This window comes from Ruegeria sp. HKCCD7255 (assembly GCF_013031565.1).
Lineage (GTDB): Bacteria > Pseudomonadota > Alphaproteobacteria > Rhodobacterales > Rhodobacteraceae > Ruegeria.
Map to the genome: position 1 here is coordinate 19,111 of NZ_WQAG01000002.1, position 20,902 is coordinate 40,012.

General features: G+C 58.4%; 20 protein-coding genes and 1 pseudogene. 14 read left to right on the forward strand and 7 right to left on the reverse strand.

The genetic code is table 11. From position 1 onward, the window contains the following. Positions 1-415: 415 nt before the first annotated feature. Entirely contained in the window at positions 416-1,285 is an 870-nt protein-coding gene (locus GOX45_RS03825) for a MurR/RpiR family transcriptional regulator (RefSeq protein WP_371808493.1), read from the reverse strand. A gap of 120 nt (positions 1,286-1,405) precedes the next feature. On the opposite strand from GOX45_RS03825, the gene GOX45_RS03830 reads away from it, so the two are divergent. The 8 genes from GOX45_RS03830 to GOX45_RS03865 all read left to right on the forward strand — a co-directional run bounded on the left by GOX45_RS03830 (position 1,406) and on the right by GOX45_RS03865 (position 10,030). Continuing rightward, positions 1,406-2,191, forward strand: coding sequence for an N-formylglutamate amidohydrolase (locus GOX45_RS03830; RefSeq protein ID WP_171098208.1), 786 nt, complete (start codon positions 1,406-1,408; stop codon positions 2,189-2,191). An 8-nt stretch (positions 2,192-2,199) separates the two neighbouring features. After that, positions 2,200-2,772, forward strand: a complete 573-nt coding sequence (locus tag GOX45_RS03835) for a TRAP transporter small permease subunit (protein WP_171099227.1) — start codon at positions 2,200-2,202, stop codon at positions 2,770-2,772. Beyond that, positions 2,769-4,088: a TRAP transporter large permease subunit gene (locus tag GOX45_RS03840; RefSeq protein WP_171098210.1), complete on the forward strand. Its 1,320-nt coding sequence runs from the start codon at positions 2,769-2,771 to the stop codon at positions 4,086-4,088. Before GOX45_RS03835 ends, GOX45_RS03840 begins: the two co-directional genes overlap by 4 nt. A 53-nt stretch (positions 4,089-4,141) precedes the next feature. Then, positions 4,142-5,176 (forward strand): TRAP transporter substrate-binding protein, encoded by a 1,035-nt coding sequence (locus GOX45_RS03845; protein ID WP_171098212.1) that lies wholly within the window; start codon positions 4,142-4,144, stop codon positions 5,174-5,176. A 54-nt stretch (positions 5,177-5,230) separates the two neighbouring features. Next, on the forward strand, positions 5,231-6,580 hold the full coding sequence (locus GOX45_RS03850) for a glutamine synthetase family protein (RefSeq protein WP_171098214.1): 1,350 nt from the start codon (positions 5,231-5,233) through the stop codon (positions 6,578-6,580). 97 nt (positions 6,581-6,677) lie between these two features. Continuing rightward, positions 6,678-8,060, forward strand: a complete 1,383-nt coding sequence (locus GOX45_RS03855; protein ID WP_171098216.1) for an aldehyde dehydrogenase family protein — start codon at positions 6,678-6,680, stop codon at positions 8,058-8,060. Beyond that, entirely contained in the window at positions 8,057-9,202 is a 1,146-nt protein-coding gene (locus tag GOX45_RS03860) for an iron-containing alcohol dehydrogenase (RefSeq protein WP_171098218.1), read from the forward strand. The genes GOX45_RS03855 and GOX45_RS03860 overlap by 4 nt, the downstream gene beginning before the upstream one ends. A 57-nt stretch (positions 9,203-9,259) precedes the next feature. Next, positions 9,260-10,030, forward strand: a complete 771-nt coding sequence (locus GOX45_RS03865) for an alpha/beta hydrolase (RefSeq protein ID WP_171098220.1) — start codon at positions 9,260-9,262, stop codon at positions 10,028-10,030. 574 nt (positions 10,031-10,604) lie between these two features. Here GOX45_RS03865 and GOX45_RS03870 read toward each other — a convergent pair. The 3 genes and pseudogenes from GOX45_RS03870 to GOX45_RS03880 form a co-directional block, all read right to left on the reverse strand. Then, positions 10,605-10,778, reverse strand: a pseudogene (locus GOX45_RS03870) (hypothetical protein); the annotation flags it as partial. 249 nt (positions 10,779-11,027) lie between these two features. Then, entirely contained in the window at positions 11,028-12,986 is a 1,959-nt protein-coding gene (gene parE / locus GOX45_RS03875; protein WP_171098221.1) for a DNA topoisomerase IV subunit B, read from the reverse strand. Positions 12,987-13,115: 129 nt separating this feature from the next. Continuing rightward, positions 13,116-13,688 carry a hypothetical protein gene (locus GOX45_RS03880; RefSeq protein ID WP_171098223.1) on the reverse strand — a complete coding sequence of 191 codons (573 nt, stop codon included), beginning with the start codon at positions 13,686-13,688 and terminating at the stop codon, positions 13,116-13,118. A gap of 194 nt (positions 13,689-13,882) precedes the next feature. On the opposite strand from GOX45_RS03880, the gene GOX45_RS03885 reads away from it, so the two are divergent. Next, positions 13,883-14,491 carry a carboxymuconolactone decarboxylase family protein gene (locus tag GOX45_RS03885; protein WP_171098225.1) on the forward strand — a complete coding sequence of 203 codons (609 nt, stop codon included), beginning with the start codon at positions 13,883-13,885 and terminating at the stop codon, positions 14,489-14,491. 14 nt (positions 14,492-14,505) lie between these two features. Here GOX45_RS03885 and GOX45_RS03890 read toward each other — a convergent pair whose 3' ends face one another. Further along, positions 14,506-15,384, reverse strand: coding sequence for an alpha/beta fold hydrolase (locus GOX45_RS03890; protein WP_171098227.1), 879 nt, complete (start codon positions 15,382-15,384; stop codon positions 14,506-14,508). A gap of 138 nt (positions 15,385-15,522) precedes the next feature. On the opposite strand from GOX45_RS03890, the gene ppk2 reads away from it, so the two are divergent. Together ppk2 and GOX45_RS03900 are read left to right on the forward strand one after the other, a co-directional pair. Further along, on the forward strand, positions 15,523-16,467 hold the full coding sequence (ppk2, locus tag GOX45_RS03895; protein ID WP_171098229.1) for a polyphosphate kinase 2: 945 nt from the start codon (positions 15,523-15,525) through the stop codon (positions 16,465-16,467). 82 nt (positions 16,468-16,549) lie between these two features. Continuing rightward, positions 16,550-17,914, forward strand: a complete 1,365-nt coding sequence (locus tag GOX45_RS03900; protein WP_171098230.1) for an MATE family efflux transporter — start codon at positions 16,550-16,552, stop codon at positions 17,912-17,914. Positions 17,915-17,917: 3 nt separating this feature from the next. Here the strand turns inward: GOX45_RS03900 and GOX45_RS03905 are convergent, their stop codons facing one another. Next, entirely contained in the window at positions 17,918-18,319 is a 402-nt protein-coding gene (locus GOX45_RS03905; protein ID WP_171098232.1) for a hypothetical protein, read from the reverse strand. 12 nt (positions 18,320-18,331) lie between these two features. Continuing rightward, on the reverse strand, positions 18,332-19,534 hold the full coding sequence (locus GOX45_RS03910; protein ID WP_171098234.1) for a pyridoxal phosphate-dependent aminotransferase: 1,203 nt from the start codon (positions 19,532-19,534) through the stop codon (positions 18,332-18,334). A 91-nt stretch (positions 19,535-19,625) separates the two neighbouring features. On the opposite strand from GOX45_RS03910, the gene GOX45_RS03915 reads away from it, so the two are divergent. The 3 genes from GOX45_RS03915 (at position 19,626) to GOX45_RS03925 (ending at position 20,848) form a co-directional block, all read left to right on the forward strand. Then, positions 19,626-20,018, forward strand: coding sequence for a helix-turn-helix domain-containing protein (locus GOX45_RS03915; RefSeq protein WP_171098236.1), 393 nt, complete (start codon positions 19,626-19,628; stop codon positions 20,016-20,018). Beyond that, the gene (locus GOX45_RS03920) at positions 20,015-20,272 is read left to right on the forward strand and encodes a succinate dehydrogenase assembly factor 2 (protein WP_171098238.1); all 258 of its coding nucleotides are present in this window, start codon (positions 20,015-20,017) and stop codon (positions 20,270-20,272) included. The genes GOX45_RS03915 and GOX45_RS03920 overlap by 4 nt, the downstream gene beginning before the upstream one ends. Before the next feature lie 78 nt (positions 20,273-20,350). Further along, the gene (locus GOX45_RS03925) at positions 20,351-20,848 is read left to right on the forward strand and encodes a MarR family winged helix-turn-helix transcriptional regulator (RefSeq protein WP_171098240.1); all 498 of its coding nucleotides are present in this window, start codon (positions 20,351-20,353) and stop codon (positions 20,846-20,848) included. Positions 20,849-20,902 lie beyond the last annotated feature (54 nt).

A 20,902-nucleotide genomic window follows, 5' to 3' on the forward strand; every position in this document is an offset into this window, starting at 1 on the left:
CGGTCGATGCCGACAAAAACTCGACCTTTTCGCATAAAATTCCGGTGTCCGGGTCATAGGCTGGGTCGCAAAATCGCAAGCGGAACCGCGCCGCGTCGCGGTCGAATGCCAAAGTAGCGGCGTAGGCCACGTCAATCTGCCGATCCAGCCTGGAACTGTCCGAGGTGTAAAGCCCCGCCAGAACGGCAACCAATGCACCGATTCCGCCCAGCACGACCCAGACCAGGTCAGCCAGCTTCCAGGCTCGATGCCCAGCTGGTTTGCGAAACAGAAAGCCAGTACCCACCAGTCCGATCAGGAAAAACAGGATCAGCAGGGGCAATTGGTTGTCAGTAATAAAGCTCATGGGCCGGAGTTTACGATCTATCCCGGCGCTGGCAACCGTGCTCACGCAGTGTTGTAAGTTGTGAAGGATTTAAGACCCTGAACTTTGGCCGAATTTTCGGAACAATCGCGTGCGATCAAAGGCCTGTTCCAGCGCATCGGTCCGGTCTTTCACACTGTCCCAAAGCCGTTCCTGCATCTCGGCAATCACGCATTCCAACAGGACGATAAGCGCCGACATCGAATCCCACGCCGAAGGCACCGCGATGCGGGCCGCAAAGGTATGTTTCGCCAACCGATGAATGGGCGAGCGCCATTGGTCCGTCAGCAGAACAACTTCGGCGCCGCGTTCGTGACAGAGTTGGCCGATCAGCAAGGTCGTATTCTCGTAACGCCTCACATCCAGGGCCACCAAAACATCCCCATCACGCACTTCCAGCAGATCATGCGTCCAGGACACCGCGTCCGACAGCATCTTCACGTCCGGGCGGATCATTTGTAAGTGCAGGTAGAGGTAGCGCGCCAGCGCCCCGGTGATACGTCCGCCGGTGATGAAGATGCGGCGATCAGGATCGCACAGCATGCGACAGAGGTTGTCGAATTCGTCAGGATCGATCTCGTCAATGGTCCGTTTCTGGTTTTCCAGGGCCTGCTGCGAATACCGGTTCAGAATATGCTCTTCCGGCAGATCGTTTTGCCAGACGTCACGCTTGTCTTCCGGGCCCGAGATCATCTCTTTCACCTCGGCGCGTACAGCGGCCTGAAACTGCGGATAGCCGCCAAAACCGGTCTTTTGCAGCATGCGCGCCACTGTCGTTGTCGAGACAGAGGCGACACTGGCCAGCTCGGTGATGCTGCCCAGCCCTGCCATAGGATAGTCATCCAGCAAAACACTGACCAATTGACGTTCAGACGGCGTCATCTCTTCGCGGTGGGCCATCAGTGTTTCTGTTACCCGCACGAGTGTCTCTCCTTCAGCGAACGTCGTGTTCTGTACAATTTTTAACATCATGACTTGGGTTGCAAGTTTTTGTACAGGAAAATTATTGACAGGTGAACTGCGGATGTAGAGATTTTTCCCATGGCGCAGTTGGAATCACATCACACCAAACCCGGATTTGGCCCGGTCGTCTTTGCCGAGCAGAGCGGCGAAGCGCCCTCGGTAATCGTTGTGTGTGAACACGCTTCGAACCGGGTGCCTGAGTTTTTGGGCGACATGGGCGTGGGGGCAGAAGCATTGCGCAGCCATATTGCCTGGGACCCGGGCGCTTTGCCGGTGGCCCGGAATATGGCGCGTCAGATGTCGGCTAGCCTGGTTTTTGGTGGCGTGTCTCGCCTGGTCTATGATTGCAATCGCCCGCCTGAGGCCGTTGACGCAATGCCCGCGCGCAGCGAAGATGTTGACGTGCCGGTGAACGCAGCGATGTCATCCGTCGACAGGGTCGAGCGCGTTGAACAGGTTTACCTGCCTTTTTCCAAGACGTTATCCGATGAAGTTAAGCGGAACCGAACGTCGTTGCAGTTGATGGTGACCGTCCACAGTTTCACACCTGTTTTCAAAGGCCAGAAGCGACAGGTTGAACTGGGCTTGTTGCATGGTGCCGATAGCCGGTTCGCAGCGGCGATGATCGCACACGCGCCTGCGAAGCTTCCCTATGTTACGCGGCTGAATGAGCCTTATTCAGCGGCAGATGGTGTCGCGCACACGCTGGATGTGCAGGGCCTGCGCAACGGGCTGTTGAATGTGATGATCGAGATCCGCAACGACCTGATCCAAACACCAACGCAACAACAAGCCGCAGCTGATTGCCTGGTTCCATGGATCAAGACCACGCTGACTGCCCTGAACGCGGAGGACGCTTCGTGATCAAGGCGATGGCGGCATATGTGCGCGTCGTTGATGCGGTGAACTACCGGATCGGACGTGTGATGATGTGGGGCCTCTTTGTGATGATGGGCATCCTGCTGTGGTCGTCGATCTCGAAAACCTTCTTTCTGCCCTCGCTCTGGACGTTGGAAATGGCTCAATTCGCGATGGTGACCTATTACATCATGGGCGGGCCATATTCGATCCAGCTGGGTTCGAACGTGCGGATGGATCTGTTTTATCACAACTGGAGCCCGCGCCGGAAAGCCTGGTTCGACGCCTTCACCGTGCTGCTGCTGATCCTTTATCTGGGCGTGCTGTTTTACGGCGGGCTGGGCTCAACCGCTTATAGTCTTGGCTATTGGGGCACTGAGCCGGTTGCCTATTTCACCGGGTTGCTGACCGGCAGTGAAGAGATCGGGCGGCTGGAACGGTCTTCGACCGCGTGGCGCCCCTATATCTGGCCGATCAAGGCGATCATGGTGCTGGGCTTTTTCCTGATGCTGCTGCAAGCGGTGTCGGAATTCTTCAAAGACATAGCCCGGATCAACGGGCAGGAGATCGGGGTGCGGCGGGCATGAGCCAGGACTATATCGCCATTTTCATGTTCGCCTCGATGATGCTGATGCTGTTCACTGGTCAGCGCGTATTCGGGGCCATCGGCGCGGTGGCAACCATTGCTGCGCTGGCCCTGTGGGGCACGGGCGGGCAGGACATTACCTTTTCTGCGGCGATGAAGCTGATGAAATGGTACCCGCTGCTGACTCTGCCGATGTTCATCTTCATGGGCTATGTGCTGTCCGAAAGCCGATTGGCGGACGATCTCTATCGCATGTTCCATGTGTGGATGGGGCCGGTGAATGGCGGGCTGGCCATTGGCACGATTGGGTTGATGGTGCTGGTCTCGGCCATGAATGGCCTCAGCGTCGCGGGTATGGCCATCGGGGCCACCATCGCTCTGCCCGAACTGCTGCGGCGCGGCTATGACAAAACGATGGTGACAGGCGTGATCCAGGCGGGGTCCAGCCTGGGGATTCTGGTGCCACCTTCGGTGGTGCTGGTGCTTTATGCAATGATCGCGCGGCAGCCGGTGGGGCAGCTTTGGTTGGCCGGGATTGTGCCGGGCCTGATGATGGCAGGAATGTTCATCCTCTATATCTGGATTCGTTGCCGCCTTCAGCCACATCTGGGCCCCGCAATGGAAGACGCGCATGAGGTGCCGCGGGCCGAAAAGATCCGGCTGCTGGGGGCCGGGGCGCTGCCCCTGATCATCTTCGCCGCGATGATGGTGCCCTTTGTAAACGGTTGGACTTCGCTGGTGGAAAGCTCGGCCATCGGGGCGCTGACGGCACTCTTTGTCTCGGTCGTCAAACGTCGGATGACGTGGAAGATATTCGAGACCTGCACCAAACAGACGCTGGCGATTTCCTGCATGTTCATGTGGATCATCCTGGCGGCGCTGGGTTTTGGCGCGGTGTTTGACGGGCTGGGCGCGGTCAGAGCCATCGACAACCTGTTCACCGAGCAATTGGGCCTGTCGCCCTGGCTGATCCTGATCCTGATGCAGCTCAGCTTTATCGTGATGGGCACGTTTCTGGATGACACCGCGATGCTGGTCATCGTGGCCCCGCTTTATGTGCCGCTTGTGGACATTCTGGGGTTCGACCTGATCTGGTACGGGGTGCTCTATACGATCACCACCCAGATCGCCTATATGACGCCGCCCTTCGGCTATAACCTGTTCCTGATGCGCGCGATGGCCCCGCCCGAGATTGGTTTGAAGGATATCTACCGCTCGATCATTCCCTTTGTCGGCGTGATGGTCCTGGCGCTGGTCATCATCATGGTTTTCCCAAATCTGGCCCTGTGGCTGCCCGGCTATGTCTATGGAAATTAACGAAGAAGGCCCCGCGAACGGGCACGTGAAACTTCAACAGAGAGGAAATTGACATGACAACAAGACGTAAGTTTCTGAAAACCGCCGGGGTGGGCGTTGCCGCAGCACCACTGGCCGCGCCGGCGCTGGCGCAAAGCGCGATCACCTGGCGCATGCAGACCTATGCGGGCCCCGCACTGGCCGCGCATGTGATCGACCCGGCGATTGAGATGTTCAACAAGATCGCCGGTGACCGGATGCAGATCGAGCTGTTCTATGCCGATCAGCTGGTCCCAACGGGTGAGCTGTTCCGCGCCATGCAGCGCGGCACAATCGATGCGGTGCAATCGGATGATGACTCGATGGCGTCACCCACCGAGGTCACCGTGTTCGGCGGCTATTTCCCCTTTGCCTCGCGCTATTCGCTGGACGTGCCGGTGCTGTTCAACCAGTGGGGCCTGAACGAGATCTGGGATGAGGAATACTCGAAGGTCGGCGTCAAACATATCAGCGCCGGGGCCTGGGATCCGTGCCATTTTGCCACCAAGGATCCGATCAACTCGCTGGAGGATATGAAAGGCAAGCGTGTCTTTACCTTCCCGACGGCGGGCCGGTTCCTGTCGCAGTTCGGCGTTGTACCGGTCACCCTGCCTTGGGAAGACATCGAGGTCGCAGTGCAGACCGGTGAGCTGGACGGCATCGCCTGGTCAGGTATTACCGAGGATTACACCGTCGGTTGGGCTGACGTGACCAACTATTTCCTGACCAACAACATCTCGGGCGCCTGGGCAGGGCACTTCTTTGCCAATATGGACCGTTGGAATGAGTTGCCTGAAGATTTGCAGACTCTGTTCAAAGTGTGCTGTGATCAGTCGCATTATTACCGCCAGTGGTGGTATTGGGGCGGCGAGGCCAACCTGCGGGTCAACGGCACCAAGATGCAGCTGACCACCATTCCGGATGAAGAATGGGCAACCGTCGAAGAGGCGGCTGTGAAGTTCTGGGATGAAATAGCGGCGGAGTCCGAGACCAAGGCCAAGGTCGTTGACATCTTCAAGCGCTATAATGCCGAAATGCTCAAGGCCGGGCGGCCTTACCGTTACGGCTAGGACAAGCGGGGCAGGCGGCTGCGCCTGCCCTGACCACAAGGGAATGAGGGTGATATGACACTGGACGATCTCAAGGCGCTGGTTTCTGCCGGGGACATCGACACTGTGCTGGTCTGCATGGTCGACATGCAGGGCCGGTTGATGGGCAAACGCTTTCACGCGGGTCATTTCGTGGCCGGTGCGTGGCAGGAAACCCATTGCTGCAACTACCTGCTTGCCACGGATCTTGAGATGGGCACACCCGATGGCTATGCCGCAACCAGTTGGGAACGGGGCTATGGCGATTATGTCATGAAGCCCGACCTCAGCACCCTGCGCCCGGTGCCGTGGCTGGAAGGGACCGCGATGGTGATGTGCGATGTGCTGGATCACCATACACATCAGGATGTGCCCCACGCCCCACGCTCGATCCTGAAGAAACAGGTCAAGCGGTTGAAGGCGATGGGCTATGACGCAATGTGCGCCACCGAGCTGGAGTTTTTCCTGTTCGAGAAGAGCTTTGACGAGATCCGCAAGGACGGCTTCCGCGATCTGGCACCGATCTCGGGCTATAACGAGGATTATCACATCCTGCAGACCACCAAGGAAGAACATGTGATGCGCCCGATCCGCAATCATCTGTGGGATGCGGGCATACCGGTTGAGAACTCCAAGGGGGAGGCTGAGACCGGGCAAGAAGAGCTCAACATCAAATACGCGCCTGCGATGGAGACGGCCGAATACCACTCGATTGCCAAGAACGCAGTGAAAGAGATCGCCTGGCAGCACGGTCATGCGGCGACTTTCCTGCCAAAATGGCATCACGACAAAGTGGGCAGTTCCTCCCATGTGCACCAGTCGCTCTGGGCTGACGGGCAGCCCGCGTTTTACGATAAATCCGACGCGCTGGGCATGTCGGTGCTGATGAAAAGCTATATGGCAGGGCTGCTGAAATATGCGCCGGACTATACGTATTTCATGGCGCCCTACATCAACAGCTACAAACGCTTCATGAAGGGAACCTTTGCGCCGACGCGGATCATCTGGTCGGTGGACAATCGCACCGCAGGGTTCCGTCTGTGCGGCGATGGCACCAAGGCGGTGCGGGTGGAGTGCCGGATCCCGGGCTCGGACATGAACCCCTATCTGGCTATGGCGGGCATGCTGGCTGCCGGAATTGCCGGGATTGAGGAGGGTCTGGAGCTGCAACCTGCCGCGACTGGCGATGTTTATCAGGGCGACACCGGCATGATCCCGGGCAATCTGGGTGCGGCACGGGATGCGTTGCACGGGTCTGCGATGCTGCGGGCAGCGATGGGAGATGATGTGGTCGACCACTATGCGCGTGCGGCTGAGGTCGAGATCGAAGAGTTTGCGCGCGTTGTGACCGATTGGGAAATTGCTCGCGGGTTTGAGCGTGCGTAACCTCGCTGGTCCGGTCGCTGCGCGCCCGGTGCCTTCGGCGAGAGTTTTTTGGAAAAGATGAAGCGGGGTAGTCCCTGCGCGTATTCAAGAGGTTGAGATGGCTCAAATACTGAGGTGTATCTCACCGATCGATGGATCGGTTTTTGCCGAGCGCGAGGTTCTGACGCGTGATGCGGCGTTTGCAGCGGCCGGGCGCGCACGAGCGGCGCAGGCGGATTGGGCAGCGCGGCCTTTACAGGAACGCGTCGATCTTGTCATGGCAGGCGTCGCCGAAGTGGGCGCGATGAATGATGAAATCGTACCGGAACTGGCCCAGATGATGGGGCGGCCCGTGCGCTATGGTGGTGAGTTTGGCGGGTTCAATGAGCGGGCCAGCTATGTGGCCGAAATCGCCGAGCGGGCGTTGGCGGATATTTCGGTGGGTGAGGATGAGACGTTCCGGCGCTACATCAAACGCATACCGCATGGGGTGGTGTTTGTGGTGGCGCCCTGGAATTATCCTTACATGACCGCGATCAACACGGTGGCCCCGGCCCTGATTGCAGGCAATGCTGTGGTGCTGAAACACGCAACGCAGACGCTGTTGGTAGGCGAACGGATGGCGCAGGCATTCCATGCCGCCGGGGTGCCCGAGGATGTGTTCCAGCACGTATTTCTGAGCCATGACGTGACCAGCGATCTGATCGCTGGACGGGCGTTTGATTTCGTAAACTTCACCGGCTCTGTCGGTGGCGGGCAGGCGATGGAGCGCGCCGCTGCCGGGACCTTTACCGGTGTTGGGACCGAGCTGGGCGGCAAGGATCCGGGCTATGTCATGGAGGACGCTGATCTGGAAGCAGCCGTTGAGACGCTGATAGACGGCGCAATGTTCAATTCAGGTCAGTGCTGTTGCGGCATCGAACGGATCTACGTGCACGAAAGCCTATTCGACGCGTTCCTCGCTCGCGCTGTCGAGATCGTGCAGGGATACAAGCTGGGCAACCCTTTGGACCCCGAGACGACGATAGGGCCAATGGCCAATGTGCGCTTTGCTGACGAAGTGCGCGCACAGATTGCCGAAGCGGTCGCCGATGGTGCCGTGGCGCATATCGAGACGTTCCCAGAGGATGATGGCGGGGCTTATCTGACGCCGCAGATCATGACCAACGTGACCCATGACATGCGGGTGATGCGGGATGAAAGTTTTGGCCCGGTGGTCGGGATCATGAAAGTCTCATCCGACGCTGAAGCCGTTGAATTGATGAATGACAGCGAGTTTGGCCTGACGGCCAGCCTCTGGACACGCGATGTGGACCGCGCGGCGCGGGTGGGCGATCGAATCCAGACCGGAACCGTGTTCATGAACCGCGCCGACTATCTGGATCCGGGCCTGTGCTGGACCGGGTGCAAAAATACCGGGCGGGGCGGTGGCCTGTCGGTGATCGGCTATCACAACCTGACCCGCCCCAAATCCTACCATCTGAAGAAAGTCACATCATGAGCCTTGTTGGAAACTGGTCCTATCCGACCGCGATCAAATTCGGTGCGGGACGTATCAAGGAATTGCCCGAGGCCTGCGCCGCAGCCGGGATCAAGCGCCCGCTGCTGGTCACGGACAAAGGGCTGGCCGATCTGCCGATCACTGCGGCGACGCTGGACATTCTGGAGGCCGCCGGTCTGGGGCGCGGCCTGTTCAGCGATGTGGACCCGAACCCCAATGAGCAGAACCTGGATGCGGGGGTGACTGCCTATAAGGCCGGAGGCCACGATGGGGTGATTGCCTTTGGCGGTGGCTCGGGCCTTGATCTGGGCAAGATGGTGGCTTTCATGGCCGGTCAGACACGCCCTGTCTGGGATTTCGAAGACATTGGCGATTGGTGGACCCGTGCCGATGCCGACGCCATTGCACCGATTATTGCGGTGCCGACCACTGCCGGGACCGGCTCGGAAGTCGGTCGCGCAAGCGTCATCACCAATTCCCAGACCCATGCCAAAAAGATCATCTTTCACCCCAAGGTGCTGCCCTCGGTCGTGATCTGCGACCCGGAATTGACCGTGGGGATGCCCAAATTCATCACCGCAGGCACGGGGCTCGATGCCTTCGCCCATTGTGTCGAGGCGTTCAGCAGTCCGCATTACCACCCCATGTCTCAGGGCATCGCGCTGGAAGGAATGCGGTTGGTCAAAGACTACCTGCCGCGCGCCTATGCCGATGGCACCGATATCGAGGCCCGCGCCCAGATGATGAGCGCGGCGGCCATGGGGGCAACCGCCTTCCAAAAGGGTCTGGGCGCGATCCATGCAATGAGCCACCCCATCGGCGCAGTGTTCAACACCCATCACGGCACGACCAATGCGGTCTGCATGCCTGCGGTGCTGGACTTCAACGCGCCAGCCATTGCCGACCGGTTCCAGCAGGCCGCCGCCTATCTGGGGATAGAGGGCGGCTTTGACGGGTTCCGCGCCTTTGTGCAGGAGTTCAACGACGCGCTGGGCATTCCCCGCACACTGTCTGATCTGGGCGTGACTGAGGGCGCGATCCCCGAACTGGTCAAAGGCGCGATCATTGACCCGTCTTGCGGCGGCAACCCGATTGAGCTGACCGAGGACAATCTGACCGCGCTCTTCAAGGCAGCGCTCTAACCTCTTGCGCGCACCCTTCCTCATCCTGCACTCTGCACGCAGGTGAGGGAGATTTGCATGACCAAAGAGATTGTTCTGATCCACGGGGCCTTTGCGGGCCCTTGGTGCATGGAGGATTACGCAGGCTTTTTCCGGGCGCGCGGCTGGACGGTGCACACGCCCGCGCTGCGCTTTCATGGCGGTGATCCCAAGGCCGAGCCTGATCCGGGCCTGACCGACACCAGCGTGATGGACTATGCCAACGATATTGCGGAATTCGTGCAGGGGCTGGACAGCAAACCGGTGCTGCTGGGCCATGCCATTGCGGGTGTGGTGGCGCAGCAGGTGGCGTCTCGCGGTCTGGCGAGCGCGATAGTCTTGATCAACCCGAACGCGGCCTGGGGGACCTTGCCCGAAACCGACGACGAACGCGCCGTGCCGCGCGCGTTGATGGAGGGCGGGGCGTTCTGGAAACAGCCCATGCGGGTCGAGTTCGACCTGATGGCCCCCTTTGCGCTGAACAAACTGCCCGAGGCGCAGCAGCACGCGGTCTTCGACCAGCTTGGCCCCGAAAGCGGGCGGGTGATGTTCGAGATGTTCTTTTGGATGTTTGACGACCACCACGCGATGAAGGTCGATATAGACAAGGTCGACTGCCCGGTGCTGATCGTTTCCGGCACCGAGGACCGGGCGGTGAACCCCAACACCTGCCGCGCGCTGGCGAAGCTCTACGGAGACCGCGCGACGTTTCTGCCCGCCGAAGGCCACGCGCATTTTCTGTTCATGGAGCCGGGGTGGGAGGGGCCTGCGGGGCAGATTGCGGAGTGGTTAGGTGAGAAAACCCCCTGACCAGGGTTTCAACCACGCTTGTGGAGATGTCCCGTACGGTCCCAACAATGCTTGATGCAAAGCATCAAGCACGCGCCCGACCCGCCCCCCAGGGCGGGCGCGTTCCGCACCCACCCTCGGGCCGGGCGCGAGGGTTGTGTATCGCGTCGCAAGATTACGTGCCGAAACTCCACCTGAATGGGCGCGGCGTCTCGTCTCTTTCAGATGATCTAACCGCGAGCCACCCCTCGGCTCCGCCAAAGGACTCCAGTTCCGTCACACGAGCGCCCAGACGAGACGCCTCAGAACTTATCTGCGGGAAGGCGAACCCTACCTCCACATCAGGTTGCCGGGTTTGAGCCGGTCCATCAGGGCGGTTATCGCCTAATTTGCAGACCTCGGTTTCGCCGCACCAAGGCGTCAATTTATTCCTTACCCGTTGTCCCGTTTGGGCACTCCGGCAAGTCGGCGAACCTACCGCTTCAAGTCAGGGAGAAACAAAAAAGCGTCCAAACAAAGGGCGCTCCTTTCTCCCACACTTGTGTGGGTGCGTGTTATCTAGGTACTAAATATGGTGGTTCAAGGGGCAAACCCTTCAAACATCCAACTCCTCCACAAACCGCGCGTTCTCTTGAATGTACTGGAATCGCAGCTCGGGTTTCTTGCCCATCAGGCGCTCGACCAGATCGCCGGTTTCGCCGGGTTCGTCCTCATCAATCGTGACACGGATCAGTTTCCGGGATGCCGGTTCCATCGTGGTTCCCTTCAGTAGGAGCACTCTGATACAATTTCTTTTGTACCAAATAGAACACTCCAGCTAATGGCCACCATGCGATCAAATATAAGTATCCAGAAAAACGCAGTTTTGAACTTGGTAGAAAACCTGGGAAGAACACGATCAAAATGACCACGGCTATCCAGCAAATACTGAAAGCTTTTATGACGCGTCCGATTGCGCGTGCTTCAGATTTATACCTTTCCGGTCTTTCAGGGCCTAGACGGATTTCAAAGATCTTCCTCAAACATCCAACTCCTCCACAAACCGCGCGTTCTCCTGAATATACTGGAACCGCAGTTCGGGTTTCTTGCCCATCAGGCGCTCGACCAGATCGCCGGTTTCGCCGGGTTCGTCCTCGTCAATCGTGACGCGGATCAGTTTGCGGGATGCCGGGTCCATCGTGGTTTCTTTCAGGTCCTTGGCGTCCATTTCACCCAGACCCTTGAAGCGGGAAACGTCGATCTTGCCTTTGCCGCCCAGACCTTTCTCAAGCCATGCATCCCGCTCGGCCTCATCCAGACAATAGACGCGTTTGGCGCCTTGGGTCAGGCGATACAAAGGCGGGCAAGCGAGGTACAGGTGGCCAGCGTCAATCATCGGACGCATCTGGGTGAAGAAGAACGTCATCAGCAGCGAGGCGATATGCGCCCCGTCCACATCCGCGTCGGTCATGATGATGATCTTGTCATAGCGCAGGTCATCGACGTTGAACTTGGTGCCAAGCCCCACACCCAGGGCCTGCGTCAGGTCATTGATCTCGGCATTGGTGCCCAGTTTCGAGCTGGCCGCGCCCAGTACGTTCAGGATTTTGCCGCGCAGGGGTAACAGCGCCTGGGTCTTGCGGTCGCGCCCCATCTTGGCCGACCCGCCTGCCGAGTCGCCCTCGACAATGAATAATTCCGTGCCGTCCCGTGTTGAACTACTACAGTCCACCAACTTGCCGGGAAGACGAAGTTTCTTAGTGGCGGATTTGCGTTGTGTTTCTTTCTCGGCCCGCCTGCGCAAGCGCTCCTCGGCCCTCAGGATGAGGAAGTCAAGGATGGCGCCTGCGGATTTCGTGTCGGCCGCCAGCCAGTTGTCGAAATGGTCGCGCACGGCGTTTTCGACCATCCGCTGCGCCTCGACCGTGGCCAGCCGGTCTTTGGTCTGGCCGACAAATTCGGGCTCGCGGATGAAACAGCTGACCAGAGCGCAGCCGCCGGTGATCAGGTCATCGCGGGTGATCTGGCTCGCTTTCTTATTGTTGATCAGCTCACCATAGGCCTTGATCCCTTTGAGGATCGCGGCCCAGAACCCCGCCACGTGGGTGCCGCCTTCGGGGGTGGGGACGGTGTTACAATAGGATTGGATGAACCCGTCGCGCGAGGGAGTCCAGTTGATCGCCCATTCGACCTTGCCGGGAGTATTGAATTTCTCCTGAAAGTCCACGGTACCGGCAAAAGGCTGCTCGGCATAGGTGGACGAGCCGTTCATCGTTTCCTTGAGGTAGTCGGACAACCCGCCGGGGAAGTGAAACGTCGCCTCTGTCGGGGTTTCTCCGTCGTCGATGGCGGATTTCCAACGGATTTCAACGCCCGAGAACAGATAGGCTTTGGAGCGGATGGACTTGAACAGCCGCGCCGGTTTGAACCGGTGATGGCCGAAGATATCCGGGTCGGCGTGGAAGGTCACAGTGGTGCCGCGCCGGTTCGGGGCTGCGCCAACTTTTTCAACTGGACCCAGCGGGATGCCGCGCGAAAACCGTTGTTCGAACAGCTGTTTGTCCCGCGCCACCTGCACGACCATCGAATCCGACAGAGCGTTCACAACCGAGGCCCCAACACCATGCAGACCGCCCGAGGTCTGATAGGCCTTGCCAGAGAACTTGCCGCCTGCGTGCAGGGTGCAGAGGATCACCTCCAACGCGGATTTATCTGGGAATTTCGGATGCGGATCGATCGGAATACCGCGCCCGTTGTCGCGCACGGTGAGGGCGTAGTCATCGTGCAGTTCGACCTCAATCCGGTTGGCATGGCCCGCGACCGCTTCGTCCATCGAGTTGTCGAGGATTTCGGCCACCATGTGATGCAGCGCGCGCTCATCCGTGCCACCGATATACATGCCGGGGCGTTTGCGGACCGGTTCCAGCCCTTCCAGCACCTCGATGGACGAGGCGTCATAGGTGGCGGTGGTACTGGGCGTCAACAGATCGTCTGGCATCGGGGCTGCTCTTGCTTTTGAGTTTTGCCCATTATGGCAGGTGATGTGGTTCGGGGGAAGAGGGCCGCGAGGTGTTGTGGCGGATTACCCGGACGAAAACCCGCGCGATCCTTTCTGCCTTGTGGCGGATTACCGTTTTCCCACTGCTGCTGTTCTGTCTAACGACAGCCAAAGTTTGCCGTTTTTGTATCCGCCGCGCACCGGGTCTTTGGCTTTCATGACATCGGCATAGTCCTCGGCCCAATCGCGGAAGCGGTCGTTTGTCACGATTGTCGCGTCATAGTCCTTGGCGACCTGAAGCACATAAGGGTCCGCAGGCACGCCTTTGGGCGCGACCATGACGCGGTTTTTGGGCAAACCCAAGTGCAGGGCCAGCGCAGTGTCACGCATGTATCTATCGGACACTTTGTATCCGACATTTGCGTCAAACACGACGCCCGGCGTCAGACCTGCCTGTTTTAGGGCGTCCACGACATCGCGAACTGTGTCGAGGCTCGGCTCTCCGTCCTTCCAATGCATTACATTCGAGCCGTCGATAACCGCCCAATTCTTGGGGTGTCGCAGCCATTTGCGTGCAAGCAATAAGGCGCTGGATATGGCGCATGGTACTGACAGCAAAAGCCAAACAGAAAACGAAGGGATCACGATGGCGATGGCAGTCGCGCTGATGGACAGCAGGAAAATCAGAAGGAAAAAGGGCATGGTCGAAATCTAAAGGTCACTTGGAAATAGGAGTTACGCCTTTATCGACCAATGCGATCTCATAGCCCAGCGGTTTTCAGATCATGGTTGCGAAGCGGTTCATTTTTGCACTCCAAACCTGTCACCGGCCTCGCTTTCCTCAGAATTCGCTTTTAGGTTGGCACCAACGACGAGCAGGAAGAGGAATACCGCGTATGAGCTGGATCAAAACGGTGCCGTTTGAGAGCGCCACGGGCAAACTGAAAAAGCTCTATGACCGGGTGACCGGGCCCGGTGGTAATGTGGACAACATCATGATGGCGCATTCCTTGCGGCCGCATTCGATGGAAGGCCATATGGCGATGTATAAGGCGGTGCTGCATCACTCGGGCAATACGATTCCAAAATGGTTTTTGGAAACACTGGGGGTCTGGGTCAGTTCGTTGAACAGCTGCTGCTATTGTGTCGAGCATCATTTTGCAGGGTTGCAGCGTTTGCTTGGGGATGCGGCGCGCGGCGATGCGATCCGGGCGGCGATTGAGGCGCGGGATCTGGCGAGCGCACCTTTGGATGCGGCGCAAGTTGCGGCGATGATCTATGCGCGCAAGTTGACCGAGACGCCCGGGGAGATGGTCGAAGCCGATGTCGAGGCTCTGCGCGCGGCAGAGTGGGATGACGGTGAAATCCTCGAGATCAATCAGGTCTGCGCGTATTTCTGCTATGCCAACCGGACGGTACTTGGGCTGGGATGCTCGACCAAAGGGGATGTGCTGGGTCTGTCGCCCAACAACTCGGACAATCCTGACGATTGGGGACATCGCTAAACACCGGCCAATGTTCAGGTGTCTTGTACCCAATCCAGAATGGCTTGCGCCACGGTCTCGGGCTGTTGATGGTGCAGCCAGTGATCGGCATCCGCGATGGAGATGCGGGTCAATCGCGGTGCGAAATCTTCAAGGTTTTCGGTTGCTTCTGGCAAAAGGGCAACGTCGTCTGCGCCCCAGATCAACAGATGAGGGCAGGTGACGCGCAAACGGTCCAAGGGCAGTTCCGGCACATCTGTGCACGGCTGTCCGGGCTCTGCAATCACAAGGGGCGAGGCTCGATACCAGTTCAGCATGGCCTGCAATCGCCCCGGACGGGCCCATTCGGTACGGTAGGCTGTCATCGCTTGGTCCGACAACCAATCTTGCCCCATACCGTGACGAAAAAATTTTTCGAGCTTGGCAAAATTGTTGGCTGACAGATGGCTGACGGCTGCGTCAGACCGCAACAGATGGATATATTGCGAGGCTTCAGATTGTGCACCTCCGGCCGCCAAAGCGCGTTGGAACGGTACAGGATGGACGCCGTTGGCGATGATCAGACGGTCGACAAGCTGAGGCTGGAACATGGCCAAACCATAGGCAACGGCTGCGCCCCAGTCGTGGCCCAACACCTTAACAGGTGCGCCGATTTGATCGATCAAAGAAACCATATCAGAAACAAGCGCTTGCAGGGCGTAGTTCTGAGATCCCTCTGGCGCCCAGCTTTGGCCAAAGCCACGCTGATCGGGGGCAATGCAGTGAAACTGATCGGACAGAAACGGAGCGAGATCGCCCCAGGCTGCGCCGAATTCAGGAAACCCGTGCAACATCAACAAGGGTGGCAGGCTAGGGTCGCCCCAGCTTCTGATACAGAAGGGTTGGCCGTTCAGGTCACGAAACGCGGTCTTCATGAAACGCCTTTGATGCGGCTTGGATGTAGGGGGCAGAATTTTCCACCCACTTGGCCAAGTCAACTTGATTCCAATCAACGCGGGGTATTGGAAAATCTGCTAGCTGGCCAGCAGAACAATGAAAACAGGAGAGTGTGAATGGCCGCGACAGTACAGTTTACCCCAGACCTTGAACGCGTGAATTCCGCGCCAAACCCCGCAAACGCCACCGCGCCGAGCGTCGAGAACATCCGGCATGCCTTCGAAAGCGGTGAATACCCCTATGGCCGCAAAATGGCCCGATCGGCCTATGAAAAGCAAAAAGCGAAACTGCAGGCGGAATTGTTGAAGGTGCAATTGTGGGCGCAGGATACAGGTCAGCGGTTTGTGTTGCTGTTCGAAGGCCGGGACGCCGCGGGCAAGGGCGGGACGATCAAACGTTTCATGGAACATCTGAACCCGCGTCAGGCCCGCGTTGTGGCCCTGAACAAACCCACTTGGGAAGAAAAGGGCCAATGGTATTACCAACGCTACGTGCAAGAGCTGCCAACGGTTGGTGAAATGGTCTTTTATGACCGGTCCTGGTACAACCGCGCGGGTGTTGAACGGGTAATGGGCTTTTGTTCGGCCAACGAATACCTTGAGTTCATGCGCCAAACGCCGGATCTGGAACGGATGCTGGTGCGCTCGGGCATTCAGCTTTACAAATACTGGTTTTCGGTCACGCAGGACGAACAGCAGCGCCGGTTCAAAAGCCGTGAGACGGACCCGCTGAAACAGTGGAAGCTGTCGCCCATCGACAAGGCAAGCCTGGACAAGTGGGAAGACTATACCGAGGCAAAAGAGGCGATGTTTTTCTATACGGATACCGCCGATGCGCCTTGGACCATAGTGAAATCCAATGACAAAAAGCGCGCCCGACTGAACTGTATGCGCCATTTCCTGTCGACGCTGGAATACCCGGACAAGGATCATGATCTGGTGGGTGAGCCAGACCCTTTGATCGTGGGGCAGGCGCATCATGTGATCCGGCAGTCAGACCATATTCTTGGGGCGTCGCTGCACCCCGAGTCGGATAGCTCTGCCGCTTCCGAACCCAAATAGGGCGCTGTTTCACCTGGTCTCGTTTTGAAATTTCACGCGCTGGCTCTTGCCCGATCCATCGGTCAGGACTAAGGCTGGCGGAATGCAAAACGGGATGACATATCGCGGCCATGTACGGGCCATTACTGTGCTGGGGCTGCCGCTGATCGGCGGCCATCTGGCGCAGTTTGCCATTGGTCTGACCGATACCGTCATGCTGGGATGGTACGGGGTCGAAGCGCTGGCGGCGGTGACATTGGCCAGCAGCTATTTCTTTGTTCTGTTCCTGTTTGGTGCCGGGTTTGGCTGGGCGGTCATGCCGATGGTTGCCACCGCTGCCGCCGAAGAAGATCAGACGCGCATTCGCCGGTCTACCCGCATGGGGTTGTGGCTGTCGCTGATCTATTCCGTGATCATGATGCCTTTGCTGTGGTGGTCCTACCCGGTTCTGATCGCCATCAAGCAAGAGCCGCAAGTGGCTGAAACTGCGTCAGAATACCTGCGCATTGCTGGCTGGGGCTTGTTTCCTGCGCTGTTGGTCATGGTCATGAAATCCTATCTGGCGGCGTTGGAGCGGACCCAGATCGTATTGTGGATCACCGTTGTGGCGGCGGTGGTCAACGGTTTGACCAACTATGCGCTGATCTTCGGCAATTGGGGCGCGCCCGAGCTTGGGGTACGGGGTGCCGCCATCGCGTCGGTTGTCACTCAGATCGTGTCTTTGCTCTGCGTGGTGATCTATGCGGTGCAGGTACTGCCGGAGCACAGCCTGTTCCAAAGGTTTTGGCGACCGGATTGGGACATGTTCATGAGCGTGCTGCGTTTGGGCGTGCCCATCGGTCTGACCACTTTGGCCGAGGTTTCGCTTTTTGCAGCGTCAGCCGTGATGATGGGCTGGCTTGGGCCGGTGCCGCTGGCAGCCCATGGCATCGCGCTCAATCTCGCGTCGGCCACCTTCATGGTGCATCTGGGCTTGTCGAACGTGGCCACGATCCGCGCAGGCAATGCATTGGGGCGTCAGGACCGGGCACATCTTGAAAAAGGCGCGGTCACCGTCACGGTCATGTCTCTGATCATGTCGCTGGCAACGATCATCTTGTTCCTGACCTGTGCCGAGCCGCTGATTTCACTGTTCATGAAATCCGGTGATCCGCAGCGGCCCGAGATTCTGATGATCGGGACGGGCCTTTTGGCGATGGCTGCGTTGTTTCAACTGGTGGATGGCGCTCAGGTCATCGCGCTTGGATTGCTACGTGGCTTGCAGGATGCCAAAGCACCGATGGTCATGGCGGCGCTCAGCTATTGGGTCATTGGGCTGCCCGCGTCCTACTATTTTGGCTTTGTTCAAGGCATGAATGGTATCGGCGTCTGGCTGGGGCTGGTGCTGGGATTGGCCTGTGCTGCCGTCTTGTTGATGGGGCGGTTCTGGTTGCATGCAGTGCGTGCAATCGCACTTCCGGCGACCTAGCCACTATTTTCCGGACAGCCGATCCGCCTTTTTGCGCACCAAAACCGTGCGCAGATCGTGCATCGCCATGAGCAACCGGTCGGTGACGTCTTCCAACTGAGCCTCCGTGGCCTTGGATTGTGCCCATTGAGTGGTCAGGTTCAGATGGTCGACGGCCCGGTGGATATCATCCATATCGCGCTGCGCCAGCACGGCTTTGCGCGCGTCCATCCAGCGATCAATCTCTGCTTTGTCGGCCTCGGTCAAAACCTGCTGACCATGTGGTTTGACCTCGCCGTTGCGAATGTTCAGCACAGCGATCTGCGTCATCTCGATCCGCTGATGCCGGTTTGCCGTGTCCACCTTGAACACGGCGGCACCGTTCTCGCGGACACGGAAGTAATACTCGGGCAATTCAGTGGACATGCCGTCCTCCGATCAGGTGAGGCCCGCGCAGAACCGCTCAATACGGTCGCAAGCCTCGGTCAATGCAGCATCCGAAGTCGCATAGCTGACGCGAAAGTTGGGAGACAAGCCAAAGGCCGCGCCAAAGACGACAGCCACATCAGACTCTTCGAGCAACGCGGTGGCAAAGGCCTCGTCCGAGTCGATCAACGTTCCCGCAGCCGAGGTTTTTCCGATCAGCCCGGCGATGGACGGATAGACATAAAACGCGCCCTCAGGCGTGGGACACGTGATGCCGTCGATCTGATTGAGACGCTCAACAACAAGATCCCGGCGGCGTTTGAACAACGCACTATTGGGTGCCAGGAAGTCCTGCGTTCCGTTCAATGCCTCAACGGCGGCCCATTGGCTGATCGAAGACGGGTTCGATGTGGATTGTGACTGGACCTTGCGCATGGCCGCAATCAACTCGACCGGACCGGCCGCATAGCCAATCCGCCAACCGGTCATGGCATAGGCTTTGGACACCCCGTTGCAGGTCAGCGTTCGATCATAAAGCTGCGGTTCAACTTCGGCAGGGGTGCAGAAGTCGAAATCGCCATAGGCCAGATGTTCGTACATGTCATCTGTCATCACCCAGACATGAGGGTGGCGCAACAGAACATCCGTCAGGGCCTTCAATTCGTCCCGGTTGTAACCTGCGCCTGTCGGGTTTGAGGGTGAGTTGAAGATGAACCACTTTGTTTTGGGCGTGATCGCGGCCTCTAACTGGTCTGGCGTTAATTTGAAACTGTTCTCCAGCGAGGTTTCGACAACAACCGGGGTGCCCCCGGCCAGAAGAACCATGTCGGGATAGCTGACCCAATAGGGGGCAGGGATGATTACCTCGTCCCCGTCGTTCAGTGTTGCCATGAACGCATTATAGAGCGTCTGCTTGCCACCCGTGCCCACCGAAATCTGCGCCGGAGTATAGTCCAGCCCGTGATCGCGCTTCATTTTGGCGCAAACCGCCTGTTTCAGCTCGGGGATACCATCGGGGGCGGTGTATTTGGTCTTGCCCGCTGCAATCGCTGCCACTGCAGCGTCCTTGATGTTCTGCGGCGTGTCGAAATCGGGTTCGCCCGCGCTCAGCCCGATGATGTCACGGCCAGCGGCTTTCAATTCGGCGGCCTTCGCCGTCATTGCGATGGTCGGCGAAGGTTTGACGCGTGACAGTGTCGCAGACAGAAAACTCATGTCGGGCCTCGGTTTGTATGTTGATCGGGACTGTCATAGGGTGCCGCCCAAAGACGATCAAGCCGATAGAGCACAGGAGCCATGGGCGCGTATGAATGAAGAAACGGATTGGTTCGGACCCGAGGCCGCAACCTTTGGGGATCGGGTCGCAGGTGCGCGCGAAGCTGCCGGAATGACGCAGGTTCAGTTGGCGCGTCGTCTGGGGGTGAAAAAGGCCACAATCGTCAACTGGGAAGACGATTTGTCTGAACCGCGCGCCAACAAATTGTCGATGATGGCGGGCATGTTGAATGTCTCGATCCGTTGGCTGCTGACTGGCGAGGGCGAGGGGACTGAGTCTCCGCTGGAAGAGGAGCCGCTGGACACCGAATTGGCTCCGCTTTTGGCCGAAATCCGCGCGATCCGGGGCGAGATGCGGGCCAGTTCGGAAAAACTGGCTCGGGTCGAAAAGGCGTTGCGCAGAACGCTGGAACGCAGCGCATGAGTGAGACCCGAGAGAACCGGATCAAGCGTATGCAAATGCGCTCGATGCGGCGCGGTATCAAAGAGATGGATTTGATCCTGGCCGCGTATGCGGATCGCAATTTGGCGGCCATGGATGACGCTGCGTTGGATTTATATGATCAGTTGCTGCTTGAGAATGATCAGGATCTGTACCAATGGGTGACAGGGCAGGCCGCCCCGCCGCAGGCTTTGGCCGATCTGATTTCTGACATCGCGCAAACGTTTCAAAAATAACACAAAATACGGCTTAACCGATTTTTCGGGAATTCGCGTCATCCTGTCTTAAACGGCGCGAGTGAATCGGAGGATCGTATGAGTATGGAAATGCAGGTTTCCACACCGGGCAGTAAGGGCTTTATGAACAGCTATCTGGAAGCGCTGGCCTTGGTTGAGCGTTTGCACCGGCTGCTGCTGGACGTCATTAAGGATGAGTTCGAGCGGGTCGGCGTGCTTGAGATCAACGCGGTTCAGGCCTTGTTGCTGTTCAACATTGGCGACCATGAAGTCACCGCCGGTGAATTGAAGAGCCGTGGTTACTATCAGGGCAGCAACGTGAGCTACAATCTCAAGAAACTGGTCGAAATGGGCTATATGCACCACCAGCGCTGCGAAATTGACCGCAGATCCGTCCGAGTCCGGCTTACCCCGCGCGGGCGAGAGATCCGTGATATCGTTTCAGAACTGTTCGCCCGTCACGCCGAAGGCCTGCAGGGACGGGGTGTGCTGGGCGCTGAAGGGATCGAGGATATCACCAGCTCGTTGCGCCGGGTGGAGAGATATTGGACGGACCAGATCCGCTATATCTACTGACCTCACAAACGCGCCAATGAAAAAGCTGGCCAACGCGGCCAGCCCTTCAGATCA

Coding starts and splice junctions, on each gene's coding strand:
- GOX45_RS03830 (WP_171098208.1), top strand. CDS start 1,406: ATGGCGCAGTTGGAATCACATCACACCAAACCCGGATTTGGCCCGGTC.
- GOX45_RS03835 (WP_171099227.1), top strand. CDS start 2,200: ATGGCGGCATATGTGCGCGTCGTTGATGCGGTGAACTACCGGATCGGA.
- GOX45_RS03840 (WP_171098210.1), top strand. CDS start 2,769: ATGAGCCAGGACTATATCGCCATTTTCATGTTCGCCTCGATGATGCTG.
- GOX45_RS03845 (WP_171098212.1), top strand. CDS start 4,142: ATGACAACAAGACGTAAGTTTCTGAAAACCGCCGGGGTGGGCGTTGCC.
- GOX45_RS03850 (WP_171098214.1), top strand. CDS start 5,231: ATGACACTGGACGATCTCAAGGCGCTGGTTTCTGCCGGGGACATCGAC.
- GOX45_RS03855 (WP_171098216.1), top strand. CDS start 6,678: ATGGCTCAAATACTGAGGTGTATCTCACCGATCGATGGATCGGTTTTT.
- GOX45_RS03860 (WP_171098218.1), top strand. CDS start 8,057: ATGAGCCTTGTTGGAAACTGGTCCTATCCGACCGCGATCAAATTCGGT.
- GOX45_RS03865 (WP_171098220.1), top strand. CDS start 9,260: ATGACCAAAGAGATTGTTCTGATCCACGGGGCCTTTGCGGGCCCTTGG.
- parE (WP_171098221.1), bottom strand. CDS start 12,986: ATGCCAGACGATCTGTTGACGCCCAGTACCACCGCCACCTATGACGCC.
- GOX45_RS03880 (WP_171098223.1), bottom strand. CDS start 13,688: ATGCCCTTTTTCCTTCTGATTTTCCTGCTGTCCATCAGCGCGACTGCC.
- GOX45_RS03885 (WP_171098225.1), top strand. CDS start 13,883: ATGAGCTGGATCAAAACGGTGCCGTTTGAGAGCGCCACGGGCAAACTG.
- GOX45_RS03890 (WP_171098227.1), bottom strand. CDS start 15,384: ATGAAGACCGCGTTTCGTGACCTGAACGGCCAACCCTTCTGTATCAGA.
- ppk2 (WP_171098229.1), top strand. CDS start 15,523: ATGGCCGCGACAGTACAGTTTACCCCAGACCTTGAACGCGTGAATTCC.
- GOX45_RS03900 (WP_171098230.1), top strand. CDS start 16,550: ATGCAAAACGGGATGACATATCGCGGCCATGTACGGGCCATTACTGTG.
- GOX45_RS03905 (WP_171098232.1), bottom strand. CDS start 18,319: ATGTCCACTGAATTGCCCGAGTATTACTTCCGTGTCCGCGAGAACGGT.
- GOX45_RS03910 (WP_171098234.1), bottom strand. CDS start 19,534: ATGAGTTTTCTGTCTGCGACACTGTCACGCGTCAAACCTTCGCCGACC.
- GOX45_RS03915 (WP_171098236.1), top strand. CDS start 19,626: ATGAATGAAGAAACGGATTGGTTCGGACCCGAGGCCGCAACCTTTGGG.
- GOX45_RS03920 (WP_171098238.1), top strand. CDS start 20,015: ATGAGTGAGACCCGAGAGAACCGGATCAAGCGTATGCAAATGCGCTCG.
- GOX45_RS03925 (WP_171098240.1), top strand. CDS start 20,351: ATGAGTATGGAAATGCAGGTTTCCACACCGGGCAGTAAGGGCTTTATG.